We start from the raw sequence: 24851 nt of genomic DNA, 5'->3' as shown, positions 1-24851 counted from the left end.
GCTCTGACGCTAGTTTGCAGCCGCAGGGTTATAGTTATCCACACTGAATCGAATGCTGCTGTTCGAGAAAGCGAGGAAATTTAATGCGTAACATAGCAATATTGGCTTTAGCGTCAATGGTTGTTCTCAGAACAACAGGGGCTTTAGCTAAAACTGCTGATACGGATCATATTCCTGGGATTAATTCTTCCGCTGCATACCCATATTGTATGCCATATGGGTATAAGAGGAATTTTAATCATCACCGAGACAGTCAATATAACTATAGTTATATCTTCGGTGGAATAGCGTTAACTGAACAGCAACGTGAACAGATGTGGAATTTAGTCAAAAAGCAGCATCAGCATGAGCAGCCGCTGATTGATATGCGGGATGAACATCGAAAGTTGAATGCGCTTTTGGCAGCAGAGGGTTTTGATGAAGTTGAGGTTCGTTCGCAGCTTGAAAAAATAGCAGAAAAGAATGTCGCGCTGGGGGTAGAAATTGCGCGCATTAGTAATCTGGTTTATCAACTGTTAACACCAGAGCAGAAAGCGCTATTAAAGAATCGTCTAAAACAAATGAACGTAAAGCTCGAAAAGTGAACTGATTTTTTTTTGCAACACAGTAGCATCGACAACGATTTTCCTTGCCATAGACACCATCCCTGTCTTTCAGCCCCCTTGAGGGGCTTTTTTTTATCCGCCTAATAACATTAATTTCCTTTAAAATTAGATGGATAGTTTTTCATGAAGCAACTGTAGATGATCTGAAATTTTCCAAGTGTGGACACTTTGGTTACGGTCACTAAGCGTATCGACATTGTTTATGCCACTTATGCCACCGCCCGTACGATTGGTCTGCGCACCAAAATCGACGAAGAGAGTGGCTGGTATAAGGCACAGTCGGACGTTGGCGTTAGCTAAGCCCTAAGCCAACGTTAGTTGAGTTTGCCCCACCACACACTGAAAAGGGGCAGCAGACGGTCATGTGCTTTGATAGCCCACAATAAAGCGAAAAGAATACTCTTCGTCTTCAATATTAATATTGGCAATATAACAAATATGTTATACTTTCAATTATAACGAATAAGTTATGGAGTCGGTATGTGGGAAGTTATAACGACAGAGTACTTTGACGAATGGTTTTTGGCTCAGAGTGATGAACTCAGGGAGTCAATTTATGAAGCAATGGGAGTACTGGAAAAATTTGGCCCGAATCTTTGATACGTTATCTGGCTCAGATTTTCCAAACATGAAGGAATTGCGTATTCAACACTCTGGTGATCCGATTAGAGCTTTTTTTGCTTTTGACCCTAAGCGATGTGCAATCGTTTTGTGTGCCGGCAATAAAACCGGGACAAATGAAAAGCAGTTCTACAAGGATATGATACGAAAAGCTGATTTCGAATATCGCCGTCACTTGGACAATCTGGAGAAATAATTATGTCTAATTATAGAAAATTGTTAGCGCAAGAAAGCCCGGAAATGCAGGCGCGCGTTGAAAAGCGAGTTGAGCAGGTCAGCATTAAATTGGCTCTTAGCCAGTTACGTGATGAGTTAGATATGTCACAGGCGGAGCTTGCAGCCGCTATGGGTGTTCAGCAGCCTTCTATCGCTCGAATGGAAAACATCGACCATGATCCGCGCCTTTCAACGCTCAAACGCTATGTAGCGGCTTTAGGGGGAGAGTTAAGTATTGATGTGACACTTCCAACCGGTAAGCGCGTGGCATTTCATCTATGATTCAGTAGGTCAAAAAGGGAACGTGGCGTGAATTATAGAAGCCCCGCGCGTTATGCTAAGGGCTTTTTTTTGTCGATTAGTTTACTTGCATAAACTGGCCTTTTTTTATCTAATCCGATGAATGATTTCTACTGATTTGTTTTCTCATGAAAAAATTTGTTTTTGTTGCTCCTGAATTTCATTCTATTCCTCCAAACTATGCAGCCGCAGTAGAGTGGTGGATCTATAACGTAGCCAAAATCAGTCAGGCTAATAATTTGGTTATTTGTAAAGGGGAAAGAACAGAGAAAACTGTAGAAAAAGTCAGTGAATATGCCACCATTCATAGAATACATATTAGTGCAATATATAAACGTTTTTTTAGGAAATGGTCTCGCTTAGATCCTTACCCTTATGCCAAAAGGGTGATAGATATTGTTATGCGTCATCAAAGTCAGGATGGTGAGAAGCCGATTCTGATCATTCAGAATTCTATTTCGCTTTATAACTCTGTGAAGCAGTTTTACCCAGAGAAACTGATGGTCCTTCATTTACATAATAAACATAAAGTAGTTGACTTAAGGCCTGAAACAAAACTCATTACTCCTAGCCATTTTTTAGCTGATTTTTTTCATGCTGAAGCAAAAATTGAGAATATCAAAGTGGTGCCGAATGGCATTGATAAGGAACTATATCAACAGAGAACTAGCTGGAAAAGAGAACGTTTTGGCCTAAAAAATGACGAAACTGTCATCTTGTATGCTGGCCGATTAGATAAAGGTAAAGGTGTTATTGAACTCATGGATGCAGTCAATTTGCTGCACAAAAAAGATCAAAATATCAAGCTGCTTTTGATTGGCGATCATGCAACGATTAAAAAAGGCGAACGAGAAGTTTATCGGAAAAAAGTGTTGGATAAAGCCGCAAAAATGGCTGATAGCTGCATTCTTGCAGGGAGTATACCTCCGGCAGATATGCACCAAGTATATCCACTTGCTGATTTAACGGTTGTTCCCTCATTAGGAGAAGAAGCCTTTTGTATGGTTGCCTTGGAATCAATGGCATGTGGTATACCCGTTTTGGTCAGCCCCAGAGGAGGAATAAAAGAGTTCGTGATCCCTGAAAGTACGGGATTTTTACTGCAAGAACCCTTGTCCCCAGAAAGCATTGCCAAAGATATTTCGGATACTCTGTTGCGCGATAATTTAAACATTGTTGCTGAACATGCGAAAGAAACGGCAATAAGCCAATACGATTGGAGTAATGTCAGTGTGTCTTTGTCAAAAGCGTTAGCTGAGTGGTTTTGACTATTATTAGACTCATCTTGGGCTATCCAAAAAGATTGAATAGCCCTCAGGGTAGTTAATCTTCTTTTCCGACTTTCAGTCTGCTTTCATTCCATCTTTGCTGACATAATGCCGTCAGTAAGCCAAGGTAGATACCCAAAATGTTCAAATGAACACTTTCAAAGTTCCCTCTGACAATAAAATATCCAAAGAAAGAGATAAGTAAGATTAATCCAGCTTGCTTATTGTAGCCAATGCTTGTGTTCCATTCCTGAGCTGATTGTTTCAGATAAGAGAAGATTAAAAATAAAAAGGTTCCTATTCCTAATATTCCAGAAGAAAACCATACGGTTAGAAAAATATTATGAGGACCTAGGGAAGTTTGATATGTCCAATCAGGGTAATTTTTAGCGTTCTCATTATAAATTTGGTCATATATTTTATTGCCAGCACCATAGCCTTTGAAAGGATGTTCTAGAATTAATGTAAATGCTGAACCTTGTGTTCCATTGGTATATCGGTGACTGCTATCTGTTTGCTCCAATTTATAGGTTAGAGCTGATTGCTTACCAAGGTAATCAGATTTGATAACAAATATGGCGGCGCAGATGAAAACAACACTGGCAATGAAAGTTTTCCAGTTTTTGTTCACGATTATCATCGTGAAAAACATCACAAAAATGGCAAACCAAGCTCCTCTGGAAAGTGTTCCCAGCAATACAAAGAGTACGGATAAGATAAATAAAATTGTCAGTGTCAAACGAACATAATTTTGGGGTTTTTGAAAATGCCAAAGGGCCACTAGTGCTGGAAAGAAGAAAACAATGCCATCTGACACACTGCGGTGGTTATAGTCAGTGAATGGCATGATATTGTTCTGATAATCCAGATAAAACAGGTACATTTCTTTCAGTGTAATGAATAACAATCCAAGCAGAAATGAACCAATAATCATTTTCTGGATTTTAACTGTGTCCGTATGACCTAATGCTAATGTGATGATGATACTAGAGAGAACGACATCCCTGAAAAAAGGTGTTTTTATTTCACTGAAACTGAGTTTGGGATCAGGTGAAATAACAATCGAATAGAGATAGGCTAAAGTTAATATTCCCAAAGCCAGTACGATGTTGTTCTTCAACGCAGATAGGCATCCTTTGGGGTTTTTAATAAGAAAGTAGAGTGCGGTTAACGCTATCAATGCAAAAAATAAGTTTTTATAACGCGTGATGCCGGTTACATAGACAAGCGCGATGTAACCACCGACGAAAAAAGTACCCCAAGATAAGTGGGTTTTAACGGTTTCTTTAAACATGGCCTTACCAGAATGGAAAATGGATTTCTGGCTGGTATTTTGTACCATTTTTACCAGACAGGCACGAATAAAAATACGATGTTATAACGTAGTGTAAGTTCTGACAGTTTTTGAATTTTATCCTATGAAGTTTTAAGAACAATTTCTTAATCAATCAAAGTATTGCTTATCAACTGATCCCCTTTTCTTTCTAACCTGTTGTTATATTGACCAATCTTGATTATCTTACGTTCTATTTATTTTGTTGATTAAAAGATCTTATCACTGTTACTTCACATAAAAGGGATCAAAATATCCAACATGGATATTGGAGGAGTTAGTGCTATGACAAATATCGATCATGATCTGATGCTATCATTTCCTGGAACGAACCGCCAAAATCCAGTGGGGGATGTTGGTGACGGTATTTGCCATCAGCCATGCGCCAGCGTTGTTGATGCTGGATATCCCAGGATATGAGAATCAAAATATCAAATTATTGTTGTTCCTGATGATCGTGGTACAAATGTCCGATGTTTTGCAGTACGTATTCGGGAAATTATTGGGCAAACGCCCAATTGTGCCGAAGCTCAGTCCCAATAAGACGGTCGAGGGATTTGTTGGCGGGATTTTGGTTTCTGTACTGTTAGGAATGTCGTTATTTTGGGTAACGCCTTTCTCCCCGTGGGAGGCGGGACTGATGTCGTTAGCAATCACCTTAATGGGGTTTATTGGTGGATTATGCATGTCGGCGGTTAAACGAGACAGTGGAGTGAAGGACTTTGGTGGAATAATTGAAGGTCATGGGGGGATGTTGGATAGAGTCGACTCACTTTGCTTTGCTGCCCCTATATTTTTCCATCTAACGCGCTATTTTTATACCTGAGAGTGACTGAATAACCGAAAGGAGGGAGTCAATGAGTATAAATTATGGGCGATGGGTCAGTTCCGCTGCGTTGGTGGCAACGGTATTGGCGAGTGTGCTGTTGATCGTGAAAATTTTTGCCTGGTGGTTGACGGGATCGGTGAGTTTATTGGCGGCGTTGGTGGATTCATTGGTCGATTTGGCGGCTTCCTTGACGAATTTTTTTGTTGTGCGCTATTCACTTCAACCTGCTGATGATGAACACACTTTTGGACACGGTAAGGCTGAATCGCTGGCGGCTTTGGCGCAAAGTATGTTTATTTCCGGTTCGGCAATTTTCCTGTTTTTGACCGGCTTCCAGCATCTGTATTCCCCCCAGCCACTGGAACATGCGACGCTAGGCGTATGGGTGATCGTCATTGCTTTGGTTTCTACGTTATGTTTAGTCACGTTCCAGAAATGGGTGATCAGTAAAACTCAAAGTCAGGCGATCCGTGCGGATATGCTGCATTATAAGTCCGACCTATTGATGAATGGGGCGATTTTGGTGGCATTGCTTTTGAGTCTGTATGATTTTAAACGCGCGGATGCGCTCTTTGCCTTGGGTATTGGGGGGTATATTCTCTATAGTGCGTTACGAATGGGCTATGATGCCGTACAATCTTTGCTTGATCGTGCCTTGCCGGATGAAGAGCGGCAGGAGATTATTGAGATCATCCAAAATTACCCAGGCATAGCAGGCGGGCATGACCTGCGAACTCGTCAATCAGGTCCGACTCGTTTTATCCAGTTCCATCTGGAGATAGATGATAATTTGCCATTAGTACAAGCGCATGCTTTGGCCGAAGGGATTGAAAATAAATTGCGGAGTCGATTTCCAGGTGCCGATATTATTATTCACCAAGATCCTTGCTCTGTAGTGTCTGAAGAGCACAAAAACCGCTGGGATTGAAGGGGAATTTATTCATAATCAAAAGAACATCAAAAAACAGACATAATCTTGATGCAGACTGGGTGTTTTTCCGTATTATAGTTAGGGTTGAATCAATTCAGCTAATGCAGTAACAATCAGGTTTCTCAAATATTATATCTACAAGTCAGAGGTCATCATGATCAACAAGATTAAAAGAATCGGAGTCTTAACGAGTGGCGGTGATGCGCCTGGCATGAACGCCGCTATTCGTGGTGTTGTTCGTGCCGCTTTAACCGAAGGGTTGGAAGTCTATGGCATTTATGATGGCTATCTGGGGTTGTATGAAAACCGCATGAAGAAGCTTGATCGCTTTAGTGTTTCTGACATGATTAACCGTGGTGGTACGTTCTTGGGGTCAGCCCGCTTCCCCGAGTTCAGGGATGATAAGGTTCGGGAAATTGCTATTGAAAACATGCGCAAAAATGGGATTGATGCGTTGGTGGTAATTGGAGGGGATGGATCTTATTTGGGTGCGAAAAAGCTGACCGAAGCGGGTTTCCCTTGTATCGGTTTGCCTGGAACGATTGATAACGACGTTGCGGGCACAGATTACACCATTGGTTATTTCACGGCGCTGGAAACGGTGGTTGAAGCGATTGACCGTTTGCGCGATACATCAACTTCCCACAAGCGGATTTCGATTGTTGAAGTGATGGGACGTTATTGTGGTGATTTAACCTTATCAGCGGCAATCGCGGGTGGATGTGAATTTATTGTTCTGCCTGAAAGTGAAGTTCCATTCGACCGTGAGGAATTGCTGGCTGAAATTCAGGTGGGGATTGAAAAAGGCAAGCGTCACGCGATTGTTGCTATTACTGAGCATGTCTGTGATGTTGCTGAGCTGGCAAAATATATTGAGACAGAAACCCACCATGAAACCCGCGCGACGGTATTAGGACATATCCAGCGTGGTGGTGCACCTGTTGCTTATGACCGCATTCTTGCTTCCCGTATGGGGGCGTATTCTGTTCAACTGCTGCTGGAAGGACACGGCGGTCGTTGCGTTGGTATCCAGAACGAGAAACTTGTTCATCACGATATCATTGATGCGGTGCAAAATATGCAGCGTGTCTTTAAGAAAGAGTGGCTGGAAACCGCGAAGAAACTCTACTAATCCTTTCTTACCTGTAGGATCCTCTTTTGGAGACAGCCACATGCTCTGGCTGTCTCATTCCTCATATTCTTCTTGTGCATAAGCAGAAATTTAAAATTATTTCTGCGTCATAACGCTTTCTGTCAGTTTTTATGGAGAAATCATAATAGCTTAGGGGAAATGTCATCGTGGTTATGCATGCAAGGGGTATAAATAGAGGCTCAAGATGGGCAATGACAAAAGAGTATGTTGTATCGGGGTTATTCTTGGTGGCGTTGATGATGACACTGATGACTCACAGTGCATGGGCAAAAGAGCGGCAATTATTGAACGTCTCCTATGATCCGACGCGTGAATTTTACCAGCAGTATGATAAGGCATTCCGCGAATACTGGCATAACAAAACGGGGGATGATGTAAAAATCCGTCAATCACATGGCGGTTCAGGTAAACAGGCAACTTCCGTTATTAATGGTCTTCAGGCGGATATTGTGACGCTGGCCTTGGCTTATGATGTGAATGCCATTGCAGAGCATGGACGCATTGATAAGAATTGGATTCAGCGCCTGCCGGGTAATTCAGCGCCTTATACATCAACCATTGTCTTTTTGGTGAGAAAAGGAAACCCTAAACAGATAAAGGATTGGTCGGATTTAATTCGTCCAGATGTTGCAGTGGTTACGCCGAATCCGAAAACCTCCGGTGGAGCACGTTGGAATTATCTGGCTGCCTGGGGATATGGCCTGGCGCATAACAATCAAGATCAGTCTAAAGCCAAAGAATTCGTGAAAGCACTTTATAAAAATGTTGAAGTACTGGATTCCGGCGCACGTGGTGCAACGAATACGTTTGTGGAACGCGGAATTGGTGATGTATTGATTGCCTGGGAAAACGAAGCCTTACTGGCAATTAATGCTTTGGACAAGGGTAAGTTTGAAATTGTGACGCCAAGCATTTCTATTCTGGCAGAGCCGACGGTTTCTGTTGTCGACAAAGTGGTTGATAAACGAGGAACGCGCGAGCTGGCAACAGAATATCTGAGATATCTTTATTCTCCGGTTGGGCAGGAGATTGCCGCCAAGAACTATTATCGTCCTCGTGATAAAGCAATCGCAGAAAAATACCGCGTGGTTTTTCCTGATTTGAAGCTTTTTACGATTGATGAGGTCTTTGGTGGCTGGGATAACGCCCAGAAAGAACATTTTGCCACAGGCGGAACATTTGATGACATTATCCGGCGTTAATCATTGAACTAATTTGGGATAGGAAACCGCCACAAGTGATACTGCGTGGCGGTTCTGTCTTGATTAAAAGCTTACGCTTTTTTCGCTTCTGCTGCGGCTTTTACGATAACAGCAAAGGCATCAGCTTTCAGTGATGCACCACCGACCAGAGCACCGTCGATATCCGGCTGGGTGAACAGCTCTGCTGCATTGCTGGCGTTAACTGAGCCGCCATATTGAATAATGACCTGTTCAGCGATAGCTGCATTCTGCTTCGCGATATGGTCACGGATAAATTTATGAACGGCCTGAGCTTGAGCAGGTGTGGCAGATTTGCCGGTGCCGATTGCCCAAACTGGCTCATAAGCAATAACCGTATCTTTGAATGCTTCGGCGCCCAGTGTGTTCAGAACGGCATCGATCTGTCGTGCGCAAACGGCTTCAGTTTGACCGGCTTCATTTTCTTGCTCAGTTTCGCCAATGCACAGAACAGGGATCAAGCCTTGCTCTTTCAGGATTGCGAATTTCTTCGCGATGAATTCGTCGCTCTCTTTGTGGTAAGTGCGGCGTTCAGAGTGACCGATAATGATATATTTTGCACCGACGTCTTTTAGCATTTCTGCGGAGGTTTCGCCAGTAAAGGCACCGGAAAGATTGACGCCAACATCTTGCGCTCCCAGGGCGATACGGCTACCGGCCAGGGCATTTTTTGCCAGAGAAACATAAACTGTTGGTGGTGCGATAGCGACGTCACAGCCATCAATGTTGCTCAGTTCTTTACGCAGGCCTGCAATCAGGTCGTTAACCATGTGGGTACTGCCATTTAATTTCCAGTTACCCATAACTAATGGATGTCGCATATTTTTCCCTCCAACCAGAAAATAATCAAATTGCGAACTGAATGAATATTCTTTCTTTGAACGACATTATAGTGATGTCATTCCCTGTAAGCGGAATCCCGACAGTATAAAGATCATCAACGCGAATAGCTCTGCGTTGTGTCACTAATTTTCATTTGCTGCTGTGTCAGATAACGATAGCTTAATCGGTTCAATTGCGAAGGTCATTATATTTTCGCTGCTGTTTACGATGACATAGCGCATTGCTCCCATTTTTTGGCTGAAAGCAGGGCGGTTTTCTGCTGCCTGCAAAAGCCTTTCCAATTGAATTTTGGCTTGTTCAGGGGAAAAAGTAGGTTCGAATTGGCTGATCAGGGCAGTGATATATTGCTTTGCCAGTATGCGGTTTTGTTCATCTTCTCGTTCATTTTGTGATGGCAACAGTGTAACTTGCAGGCTTTTAATTTTTTCGCTGCCTCGTTCCAGTACCGCCGAAGAGTAAATTTTGTCATTGATTTTACTGGCGGCACGGATGAAAGGTTGAGAAATATCTGTGCTTGCAATCACCCTGTATTCGTACAGGGGAGTGTCCGGGTGTTTTTTGTTGTATTTCTCCCGAAAGACAGGGATGGTGTCTTCGAAAGTAGGGGAATCCGGTAGCAGATACATTAACGGTGAGTTTATTTCTGATGTGACTGAAGGCTTATCGGCAGAGGCAGATAATGGTAAACCGATGCCAAAAGCGATTAAAATTGTCATCAGAAGTTTATTTATGCCTGTTTTCATCTTATTACTCACTGAGTTAAATCTTGGAAAAACAGCATCCACAATTGGAAAAGAGTACATGACATTACAACAATGGGGATTTTCATTCAAAGGCCGAATTGGAAGGCGGGAGTTTTGGTTCGGCATAGCTATCTGTTTCGCCTTGATCTTTATACTCCTGACACTGCATGGAATGAATCTCCTCCCCATAAATTATGCGGCGGTTGGGGTTGCTTTGCTATTGTATCCAACAGCCGCAATTTTTTCGAAGCGTTTGCATGACCGGAATAAACGTGGTGGCTGGATGTTACTATGTGCACTGGCCTGGATATTGTTGTCTCTTGATTGGAGCGCAATGGCGCCAATATGGCAGTGGGGAATTGGTCGTTTTGTCCCGACACTGATTTTTGTCATGATGATATTAGATTGTGGTGTATTCCGTGGTACGGAAGGCGCCAATCGTTTTGGTGAGATGGCAGAAACAGTCGATTATATTTCTGCCAAGGAAAACTGATTACCAGTATTGTTCGCTGGTGATATGACCTGGTTTACGACGCAGATGTTTTGCCATATTGCGTTGCTCTTTTAATAGTTGCTGGGTATCCCTGACCATTTGGGGATTCCCGCACAGCATGACATGGCTGTTTTCTGCCTGAATGGGTAAGCCGACAGCCGATTCCAGCTCACCATTTTCAATTAATGCTGGAATTCTGCCCATGAGTGAATTTGGCCATTTTTCTCGGCTGACGATGGTCTGTATCCTCAGTTTACCCTGAAATTTTTTCTCTAATTCCTGCATCATAGATAAATAACTTAAATCCGTTCCCCATCTGGCGGCATGAACCAAAACGATATTTTCGAATCGTTCCAGATCGGTTCCTTGCTGGAGGATAGAAAGATAAGGACCAATGGCGGTGCCAGTGGAAAGCATCCAGAGTGTTTGGCAGTCAGGGATTTCATCAAGAACGAAAAAACCAGCCGCTTGCTCTGTTACCAGCAATTCATCACCGATTTTTAGTGCAGCCAATTGAGGGCTGAGTTTCCCTTCAGGAACGGTCACCAAATAAAATTCCAGATTATTGTCATCGGGAGCGTTGACGTAAGAATAAGCCCGTTGGATGCGTTCCTCCCCAATTTCCAGTGCAAGTTTTGCAAATTGTCCGGCGGTGAATTTTTCTATTGGTGCATGAACTTTGATGCTGAAAAGCGAATCAGTCCAGTTGGTTATGTCGGTAACTTTTCCTGTAACCCAATTTGCCATTACGATTAACCTCTCTACACAAATTGATGATTTTTTGTAACGATTCTACGTGATTACTGGAGATAGCATTATCGATTACGTGTTACAGTTCGATTAACTGGATTTTTGCCAATATCATGGTCTGATATGTACATTTTTATTGACATATATGGGTAATATATCTGTAATTTTTTCTTCATGTAAAATTGTATACTGCAAAGAAAAAATATAGATTTACTAAGTGGATCATATCTATTGAAGTCAGTTCATCAGGCTCTTTATTAAGTGCTTGAAGGCTTCCCTACGGCTGTTTGCAATGGGTGATTGCTCTATGGGTTATTGTTTTCAATTGGTGATTGAATAAAGTGCGATGAAAAAAATAGAACACTTTAATTTATTATTGATGTTAATTGCCTTGGCCGCTGTAGGGCAAATGACGCAAACAATCTATGTGCCAGTTATTGCTGATATGGCAAGTGATCTTAATCAGCCTGCGGGGGAAGTTCAGCGGGTAATGGCGGCATATCTGTTTTCTTACGGGTTTTCACAACTTTTTTATGGGCCGCTATCTGACAAGGTGGGACGTCGCCCTGTGATTTTGGTGGGAATGTCGATTTATCTGGTGGCGACGATATGTGCTCTGTTTGCTCCAAACTTGCTGATCCTGGTGATTGCGAGTGCATTACAGGGATTGGGTACTGGGGTTGCAGGTGTGATGGTGCGTACCATGCCACGGGATTTATATACGGGCACAACGTTGCGTTATGCCAATAGTTTGCTGAATATGGCTATATTGGTTAGCCCTCTGGCTGCTCCCATGATTGGTGGGGTGGTTGCCCACTGTTTTGGTTGGCGCTCCTGCTACTTGTTTTTATTGATGCTAGGGGCTGTCGTTGCTTTCTTATTGGCCCGGTATTTACCGGAGACTCGTCCCACAGAGACTGCACATAGTACGATGCTGGTTTCTTTCCACCAATTACTCTCGCATGGTGCTTTTGTCTCTTACCTGACCATGTTGGTGGGTGGTTTGGCTGGAATTGCCGTTTTTGAGGCCAGTAGCGGTGTGTTGATGGGGGCGGTTTTGGGATTGGATAGCCTAACCGTCAGTATCTTGTTTATTCTGCCAATCCCAGCGGCGTTTTTTGGGGCATGGTATGCGGGGCGTGAAGGGAAAACATTTTATCGGCTCATGTGGTGCTCTGTGACCTGTTGCTTGCTGGCGGGTATCTTGATGTGGTTGCCCGGTTGGTTTGACATCATGAATATCTGGACTTTGTTGATACCGGCCGTATTATTCTTTTTTGGCGCTGGTATGTTGTTCCCATTGGCGACGACGGGAGCGATGGAACCCTTCCCTTATCTGGCAGGAGCAGCAGGTGCCTTGGTCGGGGGATTGCAGAATGTAGGTTCAGGTATAGCAACATGGCTGTCGGCAATGTTACCGCAAAATAGCCAATTTAGTGTTGGAATGTTGATGTTTTCCACGTCATTGCTGATTCTATTTTGTTGGTTGCCCATTTCCCAACAGTTCCAGCGTCAGGAACATACGGCTTTGTAGAAACGATAGTGTTTAAAAAAGGCTCTGGCAGAGTGTATAAACAATCTCAGATGCCAAAGCCTTTATCTCACTTGCTCAACATTTCGCGGTTAGGCGCGATCTTCCCACTCTTGGGCACGGGCAACGGCTTTTTTCCAGCCATTGTATTTATGGTTGCGTTCAGTCGTTTCGATACTTGGACGGAATTCTTTTTCGACTACAGCCTTACTTTTCACTTCATCCAGATCTCGCCAGAAGCCGACGGCCAGACCTGCCAGGAAAGCCGCACCTAAAGCTGTACTTTCACGTACTTCAGGGCGCTCTACACGAGTGCCAAGAATATCGGACTGGAACTGCATCAGGAAATTGTTGGCAACAGCGCCGCCATCTACACGCAGGGCTTGCAAGCGCGTACCCGCATCAGCTTGCATAGCGTCCAATACATCGCGGGTTTGGTAAGCAATGGATTCCAATGTGGCACGAATAATATGGTTGCTATTGGCACCGCGGGTCAGGCCAAAAATAGCACCACGGGCGTAAGGGTCCCAATATGGTGCGCCAAGGCCAGTAAAGGCAGGAACAACATAAACACCATTGCTGTCTTTGACTTTGGTCGCGAAGTATTCTGAATCTGTGGCATCCGCGATGAGTTTCAATTCATCACGCAACCATTGAATGGATGCTCCTCCAACAAAGACCGCGCCTTCCAGTGCATAATTAACTTCACCGCGTGGGCCACAACAAACAGTTGTCAACAAGCCATGATTGGAACGAACAGCATCTTTGCCTGTGTTCATTAGCAAGAAGCAGCCGGTGCCGTAAGTATTTTTTGCCATTCCGGGGTGTACACACAGTTGTCCGTATAAAGCCGCTTGTTGGTCGCCTGCGATACCTGCAATAGGAATGCGAGTGCCACCTTTACCGCCGATATTGGTTTGGCCATAGATTTCTGAGGACGCGGCCACTTTAGGTAACATAACGCGAGGTATGCCCAATTCATCAAGGATTTTTTGATCCCATTCCAGATTATGGATATTAAACAGCATGGTACGGGAGGCATTGGTGTAATCGGTCACATGTACGCGTCCCTGAGTCATTTTCCAGACCAGCCATGTATCGACTGTACCGAATAAAAGTTCACCATTTTCAGCGCGTAGACGGGCACCTTCGACGTTATCCAAAATCCATTTTATTTTCGTACCAGAGAAGTAAGGATCAAGAACCAAACCTGTATTGTGGCGGATGTATTCTTCCAGGCCCTCTTTCTGTTTCAGTTTGGTGCAAATATCTGCTGTCCGGCGGCATTGCCATACAATTGCGTTATAAATCGGTTTACCGGTTTCTTTTTCCCAGACAATGGTTGTTTCTCGTTGGTTTGTAATACCAATGCTGGCAATTTGATCAGAGCGAATATCAGCTTTTGCCAGCACTTCAACTAAGGTAGAGCTTTGGCTTGCCCAGATTTCCATTGGATCGTGTTCTACCCAGCCTGGTTTGGGATAGATTTGCGGGAATTCACGCTGTGAAATGCAGACAATATTGGCATCGTGATCAAGTACAACGGCGCGTGAACTGGTCGTGCCCTGATCCAGAGCAACAATATATTTTTTTTCTGTAGTATTTTCTATTGTCATAACTATAACCTGGTTTTATGTATTTTAAATCTCGCGCGGTAAATGGCGAGTAATCAGCTTGCGGTAGCCAAAAGCACCTAAAATTGCGCCAACAATAGGAGCTACCAACGGAACAAGGCAATAAGGAATGTCTCGGCCTCCGGTTAAGGCAATGTCTCCCCAGCCGGTCAAGTAAGCAACCAATTTGGGGCCGAAGTCACGAGCGGGGTTCAGGGCAAATCCGGTCAGTGGGCCAAACGAGCCACCGATAACTGCAATAAGAATTCCGATTAACAGTGGTGCTAAAGGCCCTCGTGGGATGCCATTGCCATCATCAGTCAGGGACAGGATTAGACATAACAGAACGGCTGCAATAATAACTTCAACGATAAACGCATGAAATACGGAGATCTGGGCAGCAGGGTAAGTGGAGAAAATTCCCGCAGTAAAGAGACTTTCCTGTGAGCCGCGAACGATGTTGTGAACTTGCTCATAATCGAGGAACAGGTTGTAATACATCATGTAAATGACGAGTGCTGCGACAAAGCCACCGAACATTTGGGCAATGATGTAAGGCAGCACTTTTTTTCTGTCAAAGTTGGCAAACAGGCATAACGCAATGGTCACTGCGGGGTTAAGATGCGCACCTGAAATTCCGGCAGTGAGATAAACTGCCAGGGCGACGCCAAAACCCCAGATAATGCTGATTTCCCATAAACCCAGTTGTGCTCCGGCGATTCGGGCAGCAGCAACGCAGCCTAAACCAAAAAAAACGAGCAATGCAGTACCTAGAAATTCGGAAATGCATTGACCTGATAGTGTTGGAGTTGTGGTCTGGCTCATTTCTATATCCTATGAAAAAGTACAAGGAAGCGATTAATTATTAGTCCTTTCTTATGTATTAAGAGAAAGGTGCTTGTGAATTTATCGTTAATGCGCGTAAACGAGAAATAGCGAAATTAAAATCTGCGTGTTGCGTCAACAAAATGAGCGAATTCGCATTTATTTGCAGTTTTATTGAGCTTGGAAATGTGATCTTATAGACATTTGGGTTTGGTCACTATATTTCGCGTTATGCCGCACATTGCAAGGATGAAACTAGACAGACGTCAATAGGCTAAATACAATCAATAACATTGCTTATAAGAGGGGCCCCAGAATGTCATTTGAAGTTTTTGAGAAGCTAGAATCTAAAGTTCAGCAGGCGATTGATACCATCACTTTGCTGCAAATGGAAATTGAAGAATTAAAAGAAAAGAATGCCGTCTTATCTCAGGATGTCCAGAATATGGCAGATAGCCGTGATTCTCTGGTACGTGAAAATGAGCAGCTCAAACAAGAACAATCGGCATGGCAAGAACGCTTACGCACTCTGTTGGGTAAGATGGAAGATGTACAATAAGGTATCCAATGGCTTAGCTGAAAAAGGGCGATAATTGCGCCCTTTTTTATATAACTTTAACTTAGCTCTTCCTCAATCTCCAGAGGGAAATCTGATAAGACAATGCCGGTATTATCTGCGTAGAGATAGTCACCAGAGAAGAATGTGACGCCACCAAAATTCACCCTGATATCGCTTTCTCCCACCCCTTCGCTATTGGAACCAGCAGGGATAGCAGCCATTGCCTGAATTCCAATATCAAGCTCTGCGAGATAATCGACTTGACGCACTGCACCATAGACAACAATGCCTTCCCACTCATTATTGACGGCGAGTTGAGCCAGTTCTGCATCAACGAGTGCCTTGCGTACTGATCCACCACCATCAACGAGCAAAATGCGACCATGTCCGTTTTCTTCAAGTAAATCATAAAGGAGGCCATTGTCCTCAAAACATTTCACTGTGATGATCTGACCACCAAATGAAGTACGTCCACCAAAGTTGGTGAAGATTGGTTCTACCACATTTATATCTTCTTGATAGATATCACAAAGTTCGGAAGTATCATATTTCATGGGATTTACGTCTGGTTTATGCAAGGAACGGACAGTATATCCTGTTAAAGCCAGTGTTGGCAAAACCATCAATCTTGAAACCTATATGTAAAATTGATGCCTATTTGCTTAATTAAGTACCAATCCAATGGAAAACAGAATATTGGTCAATAATGCTGCTTTGACCATTTGTACCAATTTGGGACGCATACCTTCAGCGGTTGGATCACGCAGCACTTGCACCATATGTTTTAACAGCAGAGGAAAAGCGAGCAGGAACAACCAACTAAACAAATTATTCAGGTATAGGAGCGTGAAGGTGACAAGGCAGAGCATGGCAGTTAGCAGAACGGCTGCATGGTAATAGCGAGCCTTTTTTCCTCCTAACCGGACAGCCAGCGTATTTTTGCCGTTTTGGCGGTCACTTTCGATATCGCGTAGGTTATTAATGTTCAAGACTGCCACAGAAAGTAAGCCACTGGCAGTTGCGGGCAAAAAGGTGCTTATGGAAAAAGTACCGGCTTGCAGATAGTAGGTACCAAGAACGCTCAACCAGCCAAAAAAAATCAGGACAGAAATGTCCCCCAACCCCAGATAGCCATAAGGACGAGTACCCACTGTATAAGTGATAGCTGCGACAATCGCCAGTAACCCCAAGATCAAGAATCCGATAATGTCGTTTGGATTATTGCAAGCTACAGCAATCAGGGAACTTCCTGATAAACAGGAGAGTAGCACAGTGAGCTTCAATGCATTTTTCATCTGCTTTGCAGTAATCAGGCCTTTTTGCATACCACGATTTGGGCCAATGCGCTTTTCTGTGTCACTGCCTTTGGTGACATCACCATAATCGTTGGCGAGGTTAGAAAGAATTTGCAGTAGGGCCGCAGTTAATAAAGCCAGTAACGCGACAGGCCATTTGAAATGACCTGTCCATGACGCAAGGGCTGAACCCGTTATGACGGCAGCAACAGCCAGTGGGAGCGTTTTGGGGCGTAAACTTTCCAGCCATGCCTGCATCTGACTGATAGACGTTGTTGAGCTCATATTGTCACTGTTTGTCATTATGATTGATGTAATAAATTTTATACCATCGAAAATAGCAAAATGGGAGGCTAAAAGCCCCCCATTTTGATCAGTCCGGCGAATTATTGGCGCTAATCAAACCAATAATATGACTGATTATAAAATAAACCGACTCAAATCTTCATCTGCAACCAGTTCGTCCAAGTGCTCTTTGACGTAATCGGCATTGATTTCGACAGTTTGTCCTTGACGTTCGCTGGCGTTAAAAGAGATGTCTTCCATCATACGTTCAAGCACAGTGTGCAAACGACGGGCACCGATATTTTCAGTGGTTTCATTGACTTGCCATGCTGCTTCCGCGATTTTACGGATGCCGTCAGTCGTGAATTCAATGTTCATGCCTTCCGTTGCCATCAGAGCTTTGTACTGTTCAGTCAGTGAGGCATTTGGTTCGGTCAGGATACGTTCAAAGTCTTCGGTGGTCAGGGCTTGCAATTCAACACGGATTGGCAAGCGGCCTTGAAGTTCTGGGATCAGATCAGAAGGGCTGGCAACCTGGAATGCACCGGAGGCGATAAACAGGATGTGATCAGTTTTGACCATGCCGTGTTTAGTGGAAACGGTACAGCCTTCGACAAGTGGCAGCAGATCGCGCTGAACACCTTCACGGGAAACATCTGGACCGGAAGTTTGACCGCGTTTACAAATCTTATCGATCTCATCAATAAAAACGATGCCGTGTTGTTCAACTGCATCAATTGCCTGCTGTTTCAGTTCTTCAGGATTGACCAATTTTGCCGCTTCTTCTTCGACCAGCAATTTGAATGCGTCTTTGATTTTCATCTTACGGCTTTTTTGACGCTGGCCTGCTAGGTTTTGGAACATGGATTGTAACTGATTCGTCATCTCTTCCATGCCCGGAGGTGCCATGATTTCAACACCAACTGGAGCGGCTGAAACTTCAATTTCAATTTCTTTATCGTCTAACTGGCCTTCACGCAATTTCTTGCGGAATGCCTGACGAGTTGAAGACGGTTCAGCTTGAGTTTCAGTCTGTCCCCAGTTATTTTTTGCTGGTGGCAGCAGGACATCCAGAATACGTTCTTCTGCTAACTCTTCTGCACGATAGCGGTTCTTCTCAATGGATTGCAGACGGACTATTTTTACTGCTACGTCAGTGAGATCACGAATGATGGAATCGACTTCTTTACCAACATAACCCACTTCGGTGAACTTAGTTGCCTCAACCTTGATAAAGGGAGCATTGGCCAGTTTTGCCAGACGACGGGCAATCTCGGTTTTACCGACACCGGTTGGGCCTATCATCAAAATATTTTTTGGAGTGACTTCATAACGCAGTGATTCATCTAACTGCATGCGACGCCAGCGGTTACGCAGGGCAATAGCAACGGCACGTTTTGCTTTGTCCTGGCCGATAATATGATTATTTAGTTCGCTGACAATTTCGCGAGGAGTCATTTCAGACATACTATCTATCCTTACGCTTTCGAAGGCAGTTCTTCGAAGTTGTGATTATGGTTGGTGTAGATGCAGATATCGCCAGCGATAGTTAAAGCGCGTTCTGCGATTTCTCTGGCGCTGAGTTCGGTTGTTTCCAGCATAGCGCGGGCAGCAGCCTGTGCGTATGATCCACCGGAACCAATGGCGATAAGGTCATTTTCTGGCTGAATAACATCACCATTGCCTGTAATGATCAGAGAAGCATTTTCATCTGCGACAGCAAGCAGGGCTTCCAGTTTGCGCAGCATGCGATCCGTTCGCCAATCTTTGGCTAGTTCAACGGCTGCTTTGGTTAGGTGCCCTTGATGCATTTCGAGTTTCCGTTCAAACAGCTCGAACAGCGTGAAAGCATCGGCAGTACCGCCGGCAAAACCCGCGATGACTTTGTCATGGTAAAGGCGGCGTACTTTGCGGACATTGCCTTTCATAACGGTATGACCCATTGTTGCTTGTCCATCACCACCGATGACAACTTTGCCATTACGGCGAACACTTACGATTGTAGTCACGAGTTAGCCCCTGGTTACAAAATAGAAGATGGTACACACGGAGCATTAATTTGTTATCTCACAATTGATTGCGTACTGCTGATAAAAGCACCATGTGTATATTATTAGAGACTAAGATGGGGGAGCTTTCTGCTTTTTCAACCCCCGGTAGGGCGGAGAATACAGCCAGGTACACCGGCACCTGCGACACGTTCGCGCATTTTCTCAGCGCTGGCTTTATTTTTATAAGGGCCAAGTACAACACGGTTCCAATTGTCTTTCGTGGTAATCTGACTCTCAATGCCTGCGAATGCAAGGTTGGCACGGACGGATTCCGCCTGTTCCATTGTGCGGAAAGAACCGCATTGTAGCATCAATTTCGTCTCATTTACCTCAGACTTTGTACTGGTTTGGGAAGACGTTGAAGGCTTTTTTTCCGGCACGGCTGCTGACTTTTGTTCTGGCAAAATCTGTTCAGTATATTGCTGTTGTGCAGGAGGATTGATCACTCGCGAACGTGGAACCGGTTCACTGTTATAAGGCACCTCTTTCAATGAAATAGGCGGCTGGCGCATATCTGCTTGTATTTGTTCGAGCAGCTGTTTCTGCTCAGGTGTTAGTTGAGGAGGATGGTTTAGCGGTTTATTTACTGTTGCATCGCCTTCCTGTATGGAAGATTCATTCACCGGACGGTTTTCCAATTCCTTGATATAACTCCAGCGTTCTTCTGGTTTTGGTGGCAGGCCTTGTCCTTTGGTTTGATGATGGGACTGTGAGGCATTTTGTGCACTTTCTCCCTGCTTATTTTCTGCCTGTTTATTGTGTACGATGAAATAAAGCCCACCAATAAACATGACCACCAAGGCCACTGCAACGGCTAATGTAGTTTTGGGTAATCCTTGAGCCTGATTTTTTTTCTTACCAGTACTTTTCCGACGGGGATTGCTACGCCCGCGACTCACATAATCTCGTTGTGCCACTGTTTAATTCGCTGAGTTATTTAAAAAATTAAAGAATAGATAACTAATGTTACTTAAGCTGTCGTTATTTGCCTAGCTTTTGGGCGAACAAGTACTCGCACGAATAATCAATTCTGCCTCCAATAATCTTGAATCTTTGGAAACCAAACGGCCTTGAAGCTGTTCCAGCAATAACAGAATGGAATGATACCCAATCTCATAACGGGGATGTTCCACTGTGGTTAGGGCCGGTTCGCAGTATTGGGCCAAGTTTAAATTATCGAAACCGACAACAGAGAGATCCTCTGGTAATTTTAATCCCATTTTTTTAGCTTGCCACATTGCGCCCATTGCCATGACATCACTATGGCAGAAAATAGCGCTTGGAGGCTCTGGCAGGGTAAGCAGGGTTGCCGCCAATGTCGCTCCGCTTTCATAGGTGAAATCACCGCGGAGAATATATTCTTCGCGAATGTCTTCCCCTGTGCGTCGCAATGCCTGGATGTAACCCTGCAAGCGATAGTGGCACAATGGCATGGTTTCCGGCCCGGTAATGCAGGCAATGCGTTTGTGTCCCAGTTTTTGCAAATGATGAGTGGCATTGAAGGCGGCTGTCAGGTTGTCAATATGGACAGTGGGGAGTTCCAGTTCCGGAGTGAATTCATTGGCCATCACCATGGGAGGCAGGTTTTTCTGTTCTTCTTTGGAAACATCGAAAGGAATGTTGGAACCCAGTAGCACCATACCATCAATGCGTTTGGTGATCAGAAGATTGATAAACGCATGTTCTTGTTGCTGTTGATGCTTGCAATCACCAATCAGAACCAGGTAACCATGTTCAGTAGCGGTTTCTTCAATACCCCGAATAACCTCAGTAAAAAAAGGATCACTGATATTGGGCACAAGAACCAAGATGGTTCTGGATACATTATGCCGTAAATTTTTGGCCTGATTGTGGGGATAATAACCTACTTCCAACACCGCATTTTCGACCTTCTGGCGTGTACGGGCAGAAACCTTGTCAGGATTCATTAATGTTCTTGATATAGTTGCGGTAGAAACACCAGCCACTTTGGCAACATCTTTCATGGTTACCCGCGCGCATTTCTTTTTTTCCATAGTTCACTCCTCACTCTCCACAGGCAGCGAAACGATTGCTATCCGGCTGCTAAAAAAACGCCAGTCTTGCCTGAAAAGGAAGTGCTGGCGGATTGTTTTCTACAGTTATATTAATAATTTCATTTTAAGCTGATTAACCGATCAATCTGTTACTTTGTTTGCATAAAAAGTGTGATATGAATCATTTCTTAGAGGTGCTTCGCAAATTAAAGAAATAATTATCAACTTTCGCTGGGATCAACATCAATGTTCCATTTCACTTTACGTGCTTGTGGCAGTGTAGTGATTTGGGGATAGATTCCGGCCATCATTTTCTGGAGAAAAATGCGGGAAGGGTGCTGAATCATCAACTGCCAACGATAACGACCGCCACGTTTGGCCTGCAATGCGGGTACGGGTCCCATGATCCATAAATGATTATCAGGCTGTGCATGATGTTCAAACAGTTGGCGCATTTGTTGCAAAAATGCGGGAGCTTGCTGATTGTCGTGATCTTCTGCGCGGAGCAGGATATGGCTCACAAAAGGAGGTAGGTGAACTTGCTGGCGCTCTTCCATCGCTTGCTGGGCAAAGGCATCGTAGCCTTTTTCCAACAATATTTGTAAAAGTGGGTGTTCAGGGTGGTGGGTTTGGAGGACGACTTCTCCCCGCTTTCCGGCTCGTCCAGCCCGGCCGGAGACTTGGGTATAGAGTTGGGCAAAACGTTCGGCAGCCCGGAAATCAGCAGAAAACAAGGCGCCATCGACATCCAGTAAGGCGACCAGTGTCACATCGGGGAAATGGTGGCCTTTTGCCAACATTTGAGTGCCAATCAAAATGCGGGCGCCACCTTGATGTACTTCGGCCAGTTGCTGTTCCAGTGCTCCTTTGCGGCTGGTGGTATCACGGTCGATGCGGGTAACCGGAGTATTGGGAAACAATTTTGTAATGCCATCTTCAAGTTGCTCAGTGCCCAAGCCAACGGGAATTAAGTTAGTAGAGCCACATTGCGGGCATTGGCGTGGGATTGGGCGCTGGCTGTCACAGTGATGGCAACGCAGGTGGCGGTGATTTTGGTGTAGGGTGTAATAGTGATCACAGCGTTGGCATTCTGCTATCCAGCCGCATTCGTGACAGAGCAGGGCAGGAGAATAACCACGACGGTTCAGAAATAGGATAACCTGATTGTCAGCTTTGAGATGTTCACCCATGCGATTGATGAGCGGCTGGGATAATCCAACTGTCAATGGCAAGCCTTTCAGATCCAGTAAATGCTGAGTGGCTGGTTGGGCGTGGCCTGCCCGTTGAGTTAAGGTGAGGTGGCGATATTTCCCCTGTTGCACATTATATAGCGTTTCCAGTGCGGGGGTGGCAGAACCCATAATAATCGGAATGCCCTCTTTTTTCGCCCGGAACACGGCCAGATCGCGGGCATGATAGCGCCAGCCTTCTTGCTGTTTGTAAGAACTGTCATGTTCTTCATCGATAATGATGACACCCAGATGAGCAAAGGGGGTAAACAGCGCAGATCGTGTACCGATAACGATGGCATTTTCCCCTCTTTTCGCCTTTAGCCAAACTGCCAGCCGTTCGCTGTCATTCAAGGCTGAGTGCAGAACATCGATGGGGGCGTTGAAACGTTCCCGGAATCGGCGAATAGTCTGTGGTGTCAAACCAATTTCCGGCACTAAAATGAGAGCCTGTTTACCTTGTGCAAGAATGTTCTCCAGTATACTGAGATACACTTCTGTTTTACCTGATCCTGTGATTCCCGCCAGTAGCCACGGAGAAAAGGTTTTATCTTCTGCCCGGATGGCGCCTACCGCAGTAGCTTGCTCTGTATTGAGCTTTAACCGTTCGCCAATGGTTTTAAAATGCGCACGCCAATTTTCCGCTTCTGGTTGGATGGGATGCAGAGCGATCAGTGATTTCTTTTTCAGTGATTGCAGTGCGCTTTCGCTTAACTCCAATTCAGAGACTTGATGACGATAAACGGGGCGTTGGCGCAAAGCGGCCAACGCCTTTTGTTGTTTGGCGGAGCGCTTGAGTTGTGTAAGCGGGAGTTCACGGCCTGCCTCAGTGACTTGCCATTGCCAGAGTGGGGAAAATTCTGCCGGTTTTCCCTGCCGTAGCAACACTGGCAAGGCATGGAACAAAACTTCGCCCAGCGGATAGTGATAATAGCTGACTGCCCACTGGAGCAATTGCCAGAGATCGTTGGGAAAAAGGGACTGGACATCAAGAATAGTGGAAATAGACTTGAGTTGTTCAGGAGGAAATTCGCTGCTATCAGTGATACCAGTGACGATACCTATCGCATTACGCTTACCAAAAGGTACGAATACTCGAACACCGATAGCTGGCAAAGGTAATCCTGTAGGCAGTAGATAATCAAACGTGCGGGTTAGGGGGACAGGTAATGCAACCTGAACAACTGTCATAAGGCAATTTCCGGATGATTAATGACCAGATGAAAGAACGTATAGCGATAAGAGTATCATAGCAAATCCGCAGATTTCATTGCGCAATAAACAGATATTCTGTATGATCCGCCGCCTTTGGTATAGAAATTACCGATACATATTTTTTATCAACACGACGTGTGGTGTCTGGCAGCAAAACAAGGCTGGATAGCGACACGGCCTGAACAGAGGTTTCCCATGAAACAAGGTATCCATCCTAAATACGAAGCAATTACTGCAAATTGCTCTTGCGGTAATGTAATCAAAATCAACTCTACTGTAGGTCACGATCTGAACCTGGACGTCTGTGGTGCATGCCACCCGTTCTACACCGGTAAGCAGCGTGATGTTGCGACTGGTGGTCGTGTTGATCGCTTTAACAAACGTTTCAGCGTTCCAGGTACTAAGAAGTAATGACTTTTTCCTGTCTGTCATCCATACAGGCCGGATAGTTAAAACAAAAACGCCCGATGTTTCGCATCGGGCGTTTTTGTTATCAATATTCCCATGTATCAGGATCAATACCTCGTTCACGCATCATGATTTTCGCGGCTTCCGGGATTTCATCATGGCGTTCTTTGCGCAAATCGTTATCATTAGGCAGAGGCTGTCCAGTGAACGCATGCAGAAAAGCTTCACACAGCAATTCGCTGTTTGTTGCATGACGCAGATTATTCACCTGACGACGGGTGCGCTCATCAGTCAGGATTTTCAATACCTTTAGCGGGATTGAAACTGTAATTTTTTTGACCTGTTCACTTTTTTTGCCATGTTCAGCATAAGGGCTGACATACTCACCATTCCACTCAGCCATGAGATACCTTAAATAATTTTTGAATCAAGTAATTGAGATTAGAAATTGGAAGGAATTTCTGATCTGTTTTCATATCGATAATGCAATAGTCTAACATAATTAGCTTGTCGACTATAT

Annotated in this window: 25 protein-coding genes and 2 pseudogenes; 13 read left to right on the top strand and 14 right to left on the bottom strand. The window is 44.5% G+C overall.

What is annotated here, in order from left to right:
• Window positions 1-83: 83 nt before the first annotated feature.
• The 5 genes and pseudogenes from BDE27_RS04960 to BDE27_RS04945 all read left to right on the top strand — a co-directional run bounded on the left by BDE27_RS04960 (window position 84) and on the right by BDE27_RS04945 (window position 3010).
• Window positions 84-584 (top strand): Spy/CpxP family protein refolding chaperone, encoded by a 501-nt coding sequence (locus tag BDE27_RS04960; RefSeq protein WP_099131904.1) that lies wholly within the window; start codon window positions 84-86, stop codon window positions 582-584.
• Between the two features lie 180 nt (window positions 585-764).
• Window positions 765-905: a hypothetical protein gene (locus BDE27_RS19375; RefSeq protein ID WP_167450546.1), complete on the top strand. Its 141-nt coding sequence runs from the start codon at window positions 765-767 to the stop codon at window positions 903-905.
• A gap of 180 nt (window positions 906-1085) precedes the next feature.
• Window positions 1086-1422 (top strand): annotated as a pseudogene (locus BDE27_RS04955) (type II toxin-antitoxin system RelE/ParE family toxin).
• Between the two features lie 2 nt (window positions 1423-1424).
• On the top strand, window positions 1425-1724 hold the full coding sequence (locus BDE27_RS04950) for a helix-turn-helix domain-containing protein (protein ID WP_099131903.1): 300 nt from the start codon (window positions 1425-1427) through the stop codon (window positions 1722-1724).
• A gap of 146 nt (window positions 1725-1870) precedes the next feature.
• Entirely contained in the window at window positions 1871-3010 is a 1140-nt protein-coding gene (locus BDE27_RS04945; protein ID WP_099131902.1) for a glycosyltransferase, read from the top strand.
• A gap of 55 nt (window positions 3011-3065) precedes the next feature.
• Here BDE27_RS04945 and rfaL read toward each other — a convergent pair whose 3' ends face one another.
• A complete protein-coding gene (rfaL, locus tag BDE27_RS04940; RefSeq protein WP_169922791.1) occupies window positions 3066-4304 on the bottom strand; it encodes an O-antigen ligase RfaL in 1239 nt (412 codons plus the stop codon).
• A gap of 352 nt (window positions 4305-4656) precedes the next feature.
• Between rfaL and BDE27_RS04935 the strand changes: the two are divergent.
• From BDE27_RS04935 to BDE27_RS04920, 4 genes and pseudogenes are all read left to right on the top strand, one after another.
• Window positions 4657-5169: pseudogene (locus tag BDE27_RS04935) on the top strand (phosphatidate cytidylyltransferase); the annotation flags it as partial.
• A gap of 31 nt (window positions 5170-5200) precedes the next feature.
• Entirely contained in the window at window positions 5201-6100 is a 900-nt protein-coding gene (gene fieF, locus BDE27_RS04930; RefSeq protein ID WP_099131900.1) for a CDF family cation-efflux transporter FieF, read from the top strand.
• Between the two features lie 157 nt (window positions 6101-6257).
• Window positions 6258-7235 carry a 6-phosphofructokinase gene (gene pfkA, locus BDE27_RS04925; protein ID WP_099131899.1) on the top strand — a complete coding sequence of 326 codons (978 nt, stop codon included), beginning with the start codon at window positions 6258-6260 and terminating at the stop codon, window positions 7233-7235.
• Window positions 7236-7447: 212 nt separating this feature from the next.
• Window positions 7448-8458 (top strand): sulfate ABC transporter substrate-binding protein, encoded by a 1011-nt coding sequence (locus tag BDE27_RS04920; RefSeq protein ID WP_370588207.1) that lies wholly within the window; start codon window positions 7448-7450, stop codon window positions 8456-8458.
• Window positions 8459-8529: 71 nt separating this feature from the next.
• On the opposite strand, the gene tpiA is transcribed toward BDE27_RS04920, so the two are convergent.
• Together tpiA and BDE27_RS04910 are read right to left on the bottom strand one after the other, a co-directional pair.
• Window positions 8530-9297 carry a triose-phosphate isomerase gene (tpiA, locus tag BDE27_RS04915; protein ID WP_099131897.1) on the bottom strand — a complete coding sequence of 256 codons (768 nt, stop codon included), beginning with the start codon at window positions 9295-9297 and terminating at the stop codon, window positions 8530-8532.
• A gap of 144 nt (window positions 9298-9441) precedes the next feature.
• Complete coding sequence (locus tag BDE27_RS04910) at window positions 9442-10062, bottom strand: DUF1454 family protein (RefSeq protein WP_099131896.1); 621 nt, start codon at window positions 10060-10062, stop codon at window positions 9442-9444.
• 58 nt (window positions 10063-10120) lie between these two features.
• Here BDE27_RS04910 and BDE27_RS04905 point away from each other — a divergent pair, with 58 nt between their 5' ends.
• Entirely contained in the window at window positions 10121-10555 is a 435-nt protein-coding gene (locus BDE27_RS04905) for a DUF805 domain-containing protein (RefSeq protein ID WP_099131920.1), read from the top strand.
• Here BDE27_RS04905 and fpr read toward each other — a convergent pair whose 3' ends face one another.
• Window positions 10556-11302 (bottom strand): ferredoxin--NADP(+) reductase, encoded by a 747-nt coding sequence (gene fpr / locus BDE27_RS04900; RefSeq protein WP_099131895.1) that lies wholly within the window; start codon window positions 11300-11302, stop codon window positions 10556-10558.
• A 349-nt stretch (window positions 11303-11651) separates the two neighbouring features.
• Between fpr and emrD the strand changes: the two genes are divergently transcribed.
• Window positions 11652-12839 carry a multidrug efflux MFS transporter EmrD gene (emrD, locus tag BDE27_RS04895; protein ID WP_099131894.1) on the top strand — a complete coding sequence of 396 codons (1188 nt, stop codon included), beginning with the start codon at window positions 11652-11654 and terminating at the stop codon, window positions 12837-12839.
• Between the two features lie 89 nt (window positions 12840-12928).
• On the opposite strand, the gene glpK is transcribed toward emrD, so the two are convergent.
• Together glpK and BDE27_RS04885 are read right to left on the bottom strand one after the other, a co-directional pair.
• Complete coding sequence (gene glpK, locus BDE27_RS04890) at window positions 12929-14452, bottom strand: glycerol kinase GlpK (protein WP_099131893.1); 1524 nt, start codon at window positions 14450-14452, stop codon at window positions 12929-12931.
• A 24-nt stretch (window positions 14453-14476) separates the two neighbouring features.
• Complete coding sequence (locus BDE27_RS04885) at window positions 14477-15274, bottom strand: MIP/aquaporin family protein (RefSeq protein WP_099131892.1); 798 nt, start codon at window positions 15272-15274, stop codon at window positions 14477-14479.
• A gap of 316 nt (window positions 15275-15590) precedes the next feature.
• On the opposite strand from BDE27_RS04885, the gene zapB reads away from it, so the two are divergent.
• Window positions 15591-15833 carry a cell division protein ZapB gene (gene zapB / locus BDE27_RS04880; RefSeq protein ID WP_099131891.1) on the top strand — a complete coding sequence of 81 codons (243 nt, stop codon included), beginning with the start codon at window positions 15591-15593 and terminating at the stop codon, window positions 15831-15833.
• A gap of 56 nt (window positions 15834-15889) precedes the next feature.
• Here zapB and rraA read toward each other — a convergent pair whose 3' ends face one another.
• The 7 genes from rraA to priA all read right to left on the bottom strand — a co-directional run bounded on the left by rraA (window position 15890) and on the right by priA (window position 23899).
• Window positions 15890-16387, bottom strand: a complete 498-nt coding sequence (gene rraA, locus BDE27_RS04875; RefSeq protein ID WP_099131919.1) for a ribonuclease E activity regulator RraA — start codon at window positions 16385-16387, stop codon at window positions 15890-15892.
• 108 nt (window positions 16388-16495) lie between these two features.
• Window positions 16496-17413, bottom strand: coding sequence for a 1,4-dihydroxy-2-naphthoate polyprenyltransferase (locus BDE27_RS04870; RefSeq protein WP_099131890.1), 918 nt, complete (start codon window positions 17411-17413; stop codon window positions 16496-16498).
• Between the two features lie 135 nt (window positions 17414-17548).
• Window positions 17549-18880: an HslU--HslV peptidase ATPase subunit gene (gene hslU / locus BDE27_RS04865; protein WP_099131889.1), complete on the bottom strand. Its 1332-nt coding sequence runs from the start codon at window positions 18878-18880 to the stop codon at window positions 17549-17551.
• An 11-nt stretch (window positions 18881-18891) separates the two neighbouring features.
• A complete protein-coding gene (gene hslV, locus BDE27_RS04860) occupies window positions 18892-19422 on the bottom strand; it encodes an ATP-dependent protease subunit HslV (RefSeq protein WP_074019088.1) in 531 nt (176 codons plus the stop codon).
• 137 nt (window positions 19423-19559) lie between these two features.
• Complete coding sequence (gene ftsN, locus BDE27_RS04855; RefSeq protein ID WP_099131888.1) at window positions 19560-20381, bottom strand: cell division protein FtsN; 822 nt, start codon at window positions 20379-20381, stop codon at window positions 19560-19562.
• 72 nt (window positions 20382-20453) lie between these two features.
• On the bottom strand, window positions 20454-21479 hold the full coding sequence (gene cytR / locus BDE27_RS04850) for a DNA-binding transcriptional regulator CytR (RefSeq protein WP_099131887.1): 1026 nt from the start codon (window positions 21477-21479) through the stop codon (window positions 20454-20456).
• Window positions 21480-21700: 221 nt separating this feature from the next.
• Window positions 21701-23899 (bottom strand): primosomal protein N', encoded by a 2199-nt coding sequence (priA, locus tag BDE27_RS04845; RefSeq protein WP_099131886.1) that lies wholly within the window; start codon window positions 23897-23899, stop codon window positions 21701-21703.
• Window positions 23900-24118: 219 nt separating this feature from the next.
• On the opposite strand from priA, the gene rpmE reads away from it, so the two are divergent.
• Complete coding sequence (gene rpmE, locus BDE27_RS04840; protein ID WP_099131885.1) at window positions 24119-24334, top strand: 50S ribosomal protein L31; 216 nt, start codon at window positions 24119-24121, stop codon at window positions 24332-24334.
• A gap of 82 nt (window positions 24335-24416) precedes the next feature.
• On the opposite strand, the gene metJ is transcribed toward rpmE, so the two are convergent.
• Complete coding sequence (gene metJ, locus BDE27_RS04835; RefSeq protein ID WP_074019093.1) at window positions 24417-24734, bottom strand: met regulon transcriptional regulator MetJ; 318 nt, start codon at window positions 24732-24734, stop codon at window positions 24417-24419.
• Window positions 24735-24851 lie beyond the last annotated feature (117 nt).

This window comes from Xenorhabdus ehlersii (assembly GCF_003610465.1).
In the GTDB taxonomy this organism is placed as follows: Bacteria; Pseudomonadota; Gammaproteobacteria; order Enterobacterales; family Enterobacteriaceae; genus Xenorhabdus; species Xenorhabdus ehlersii.
This window is presented reverse-complemented; position numbering and strand designations above follow the sequence as displayed.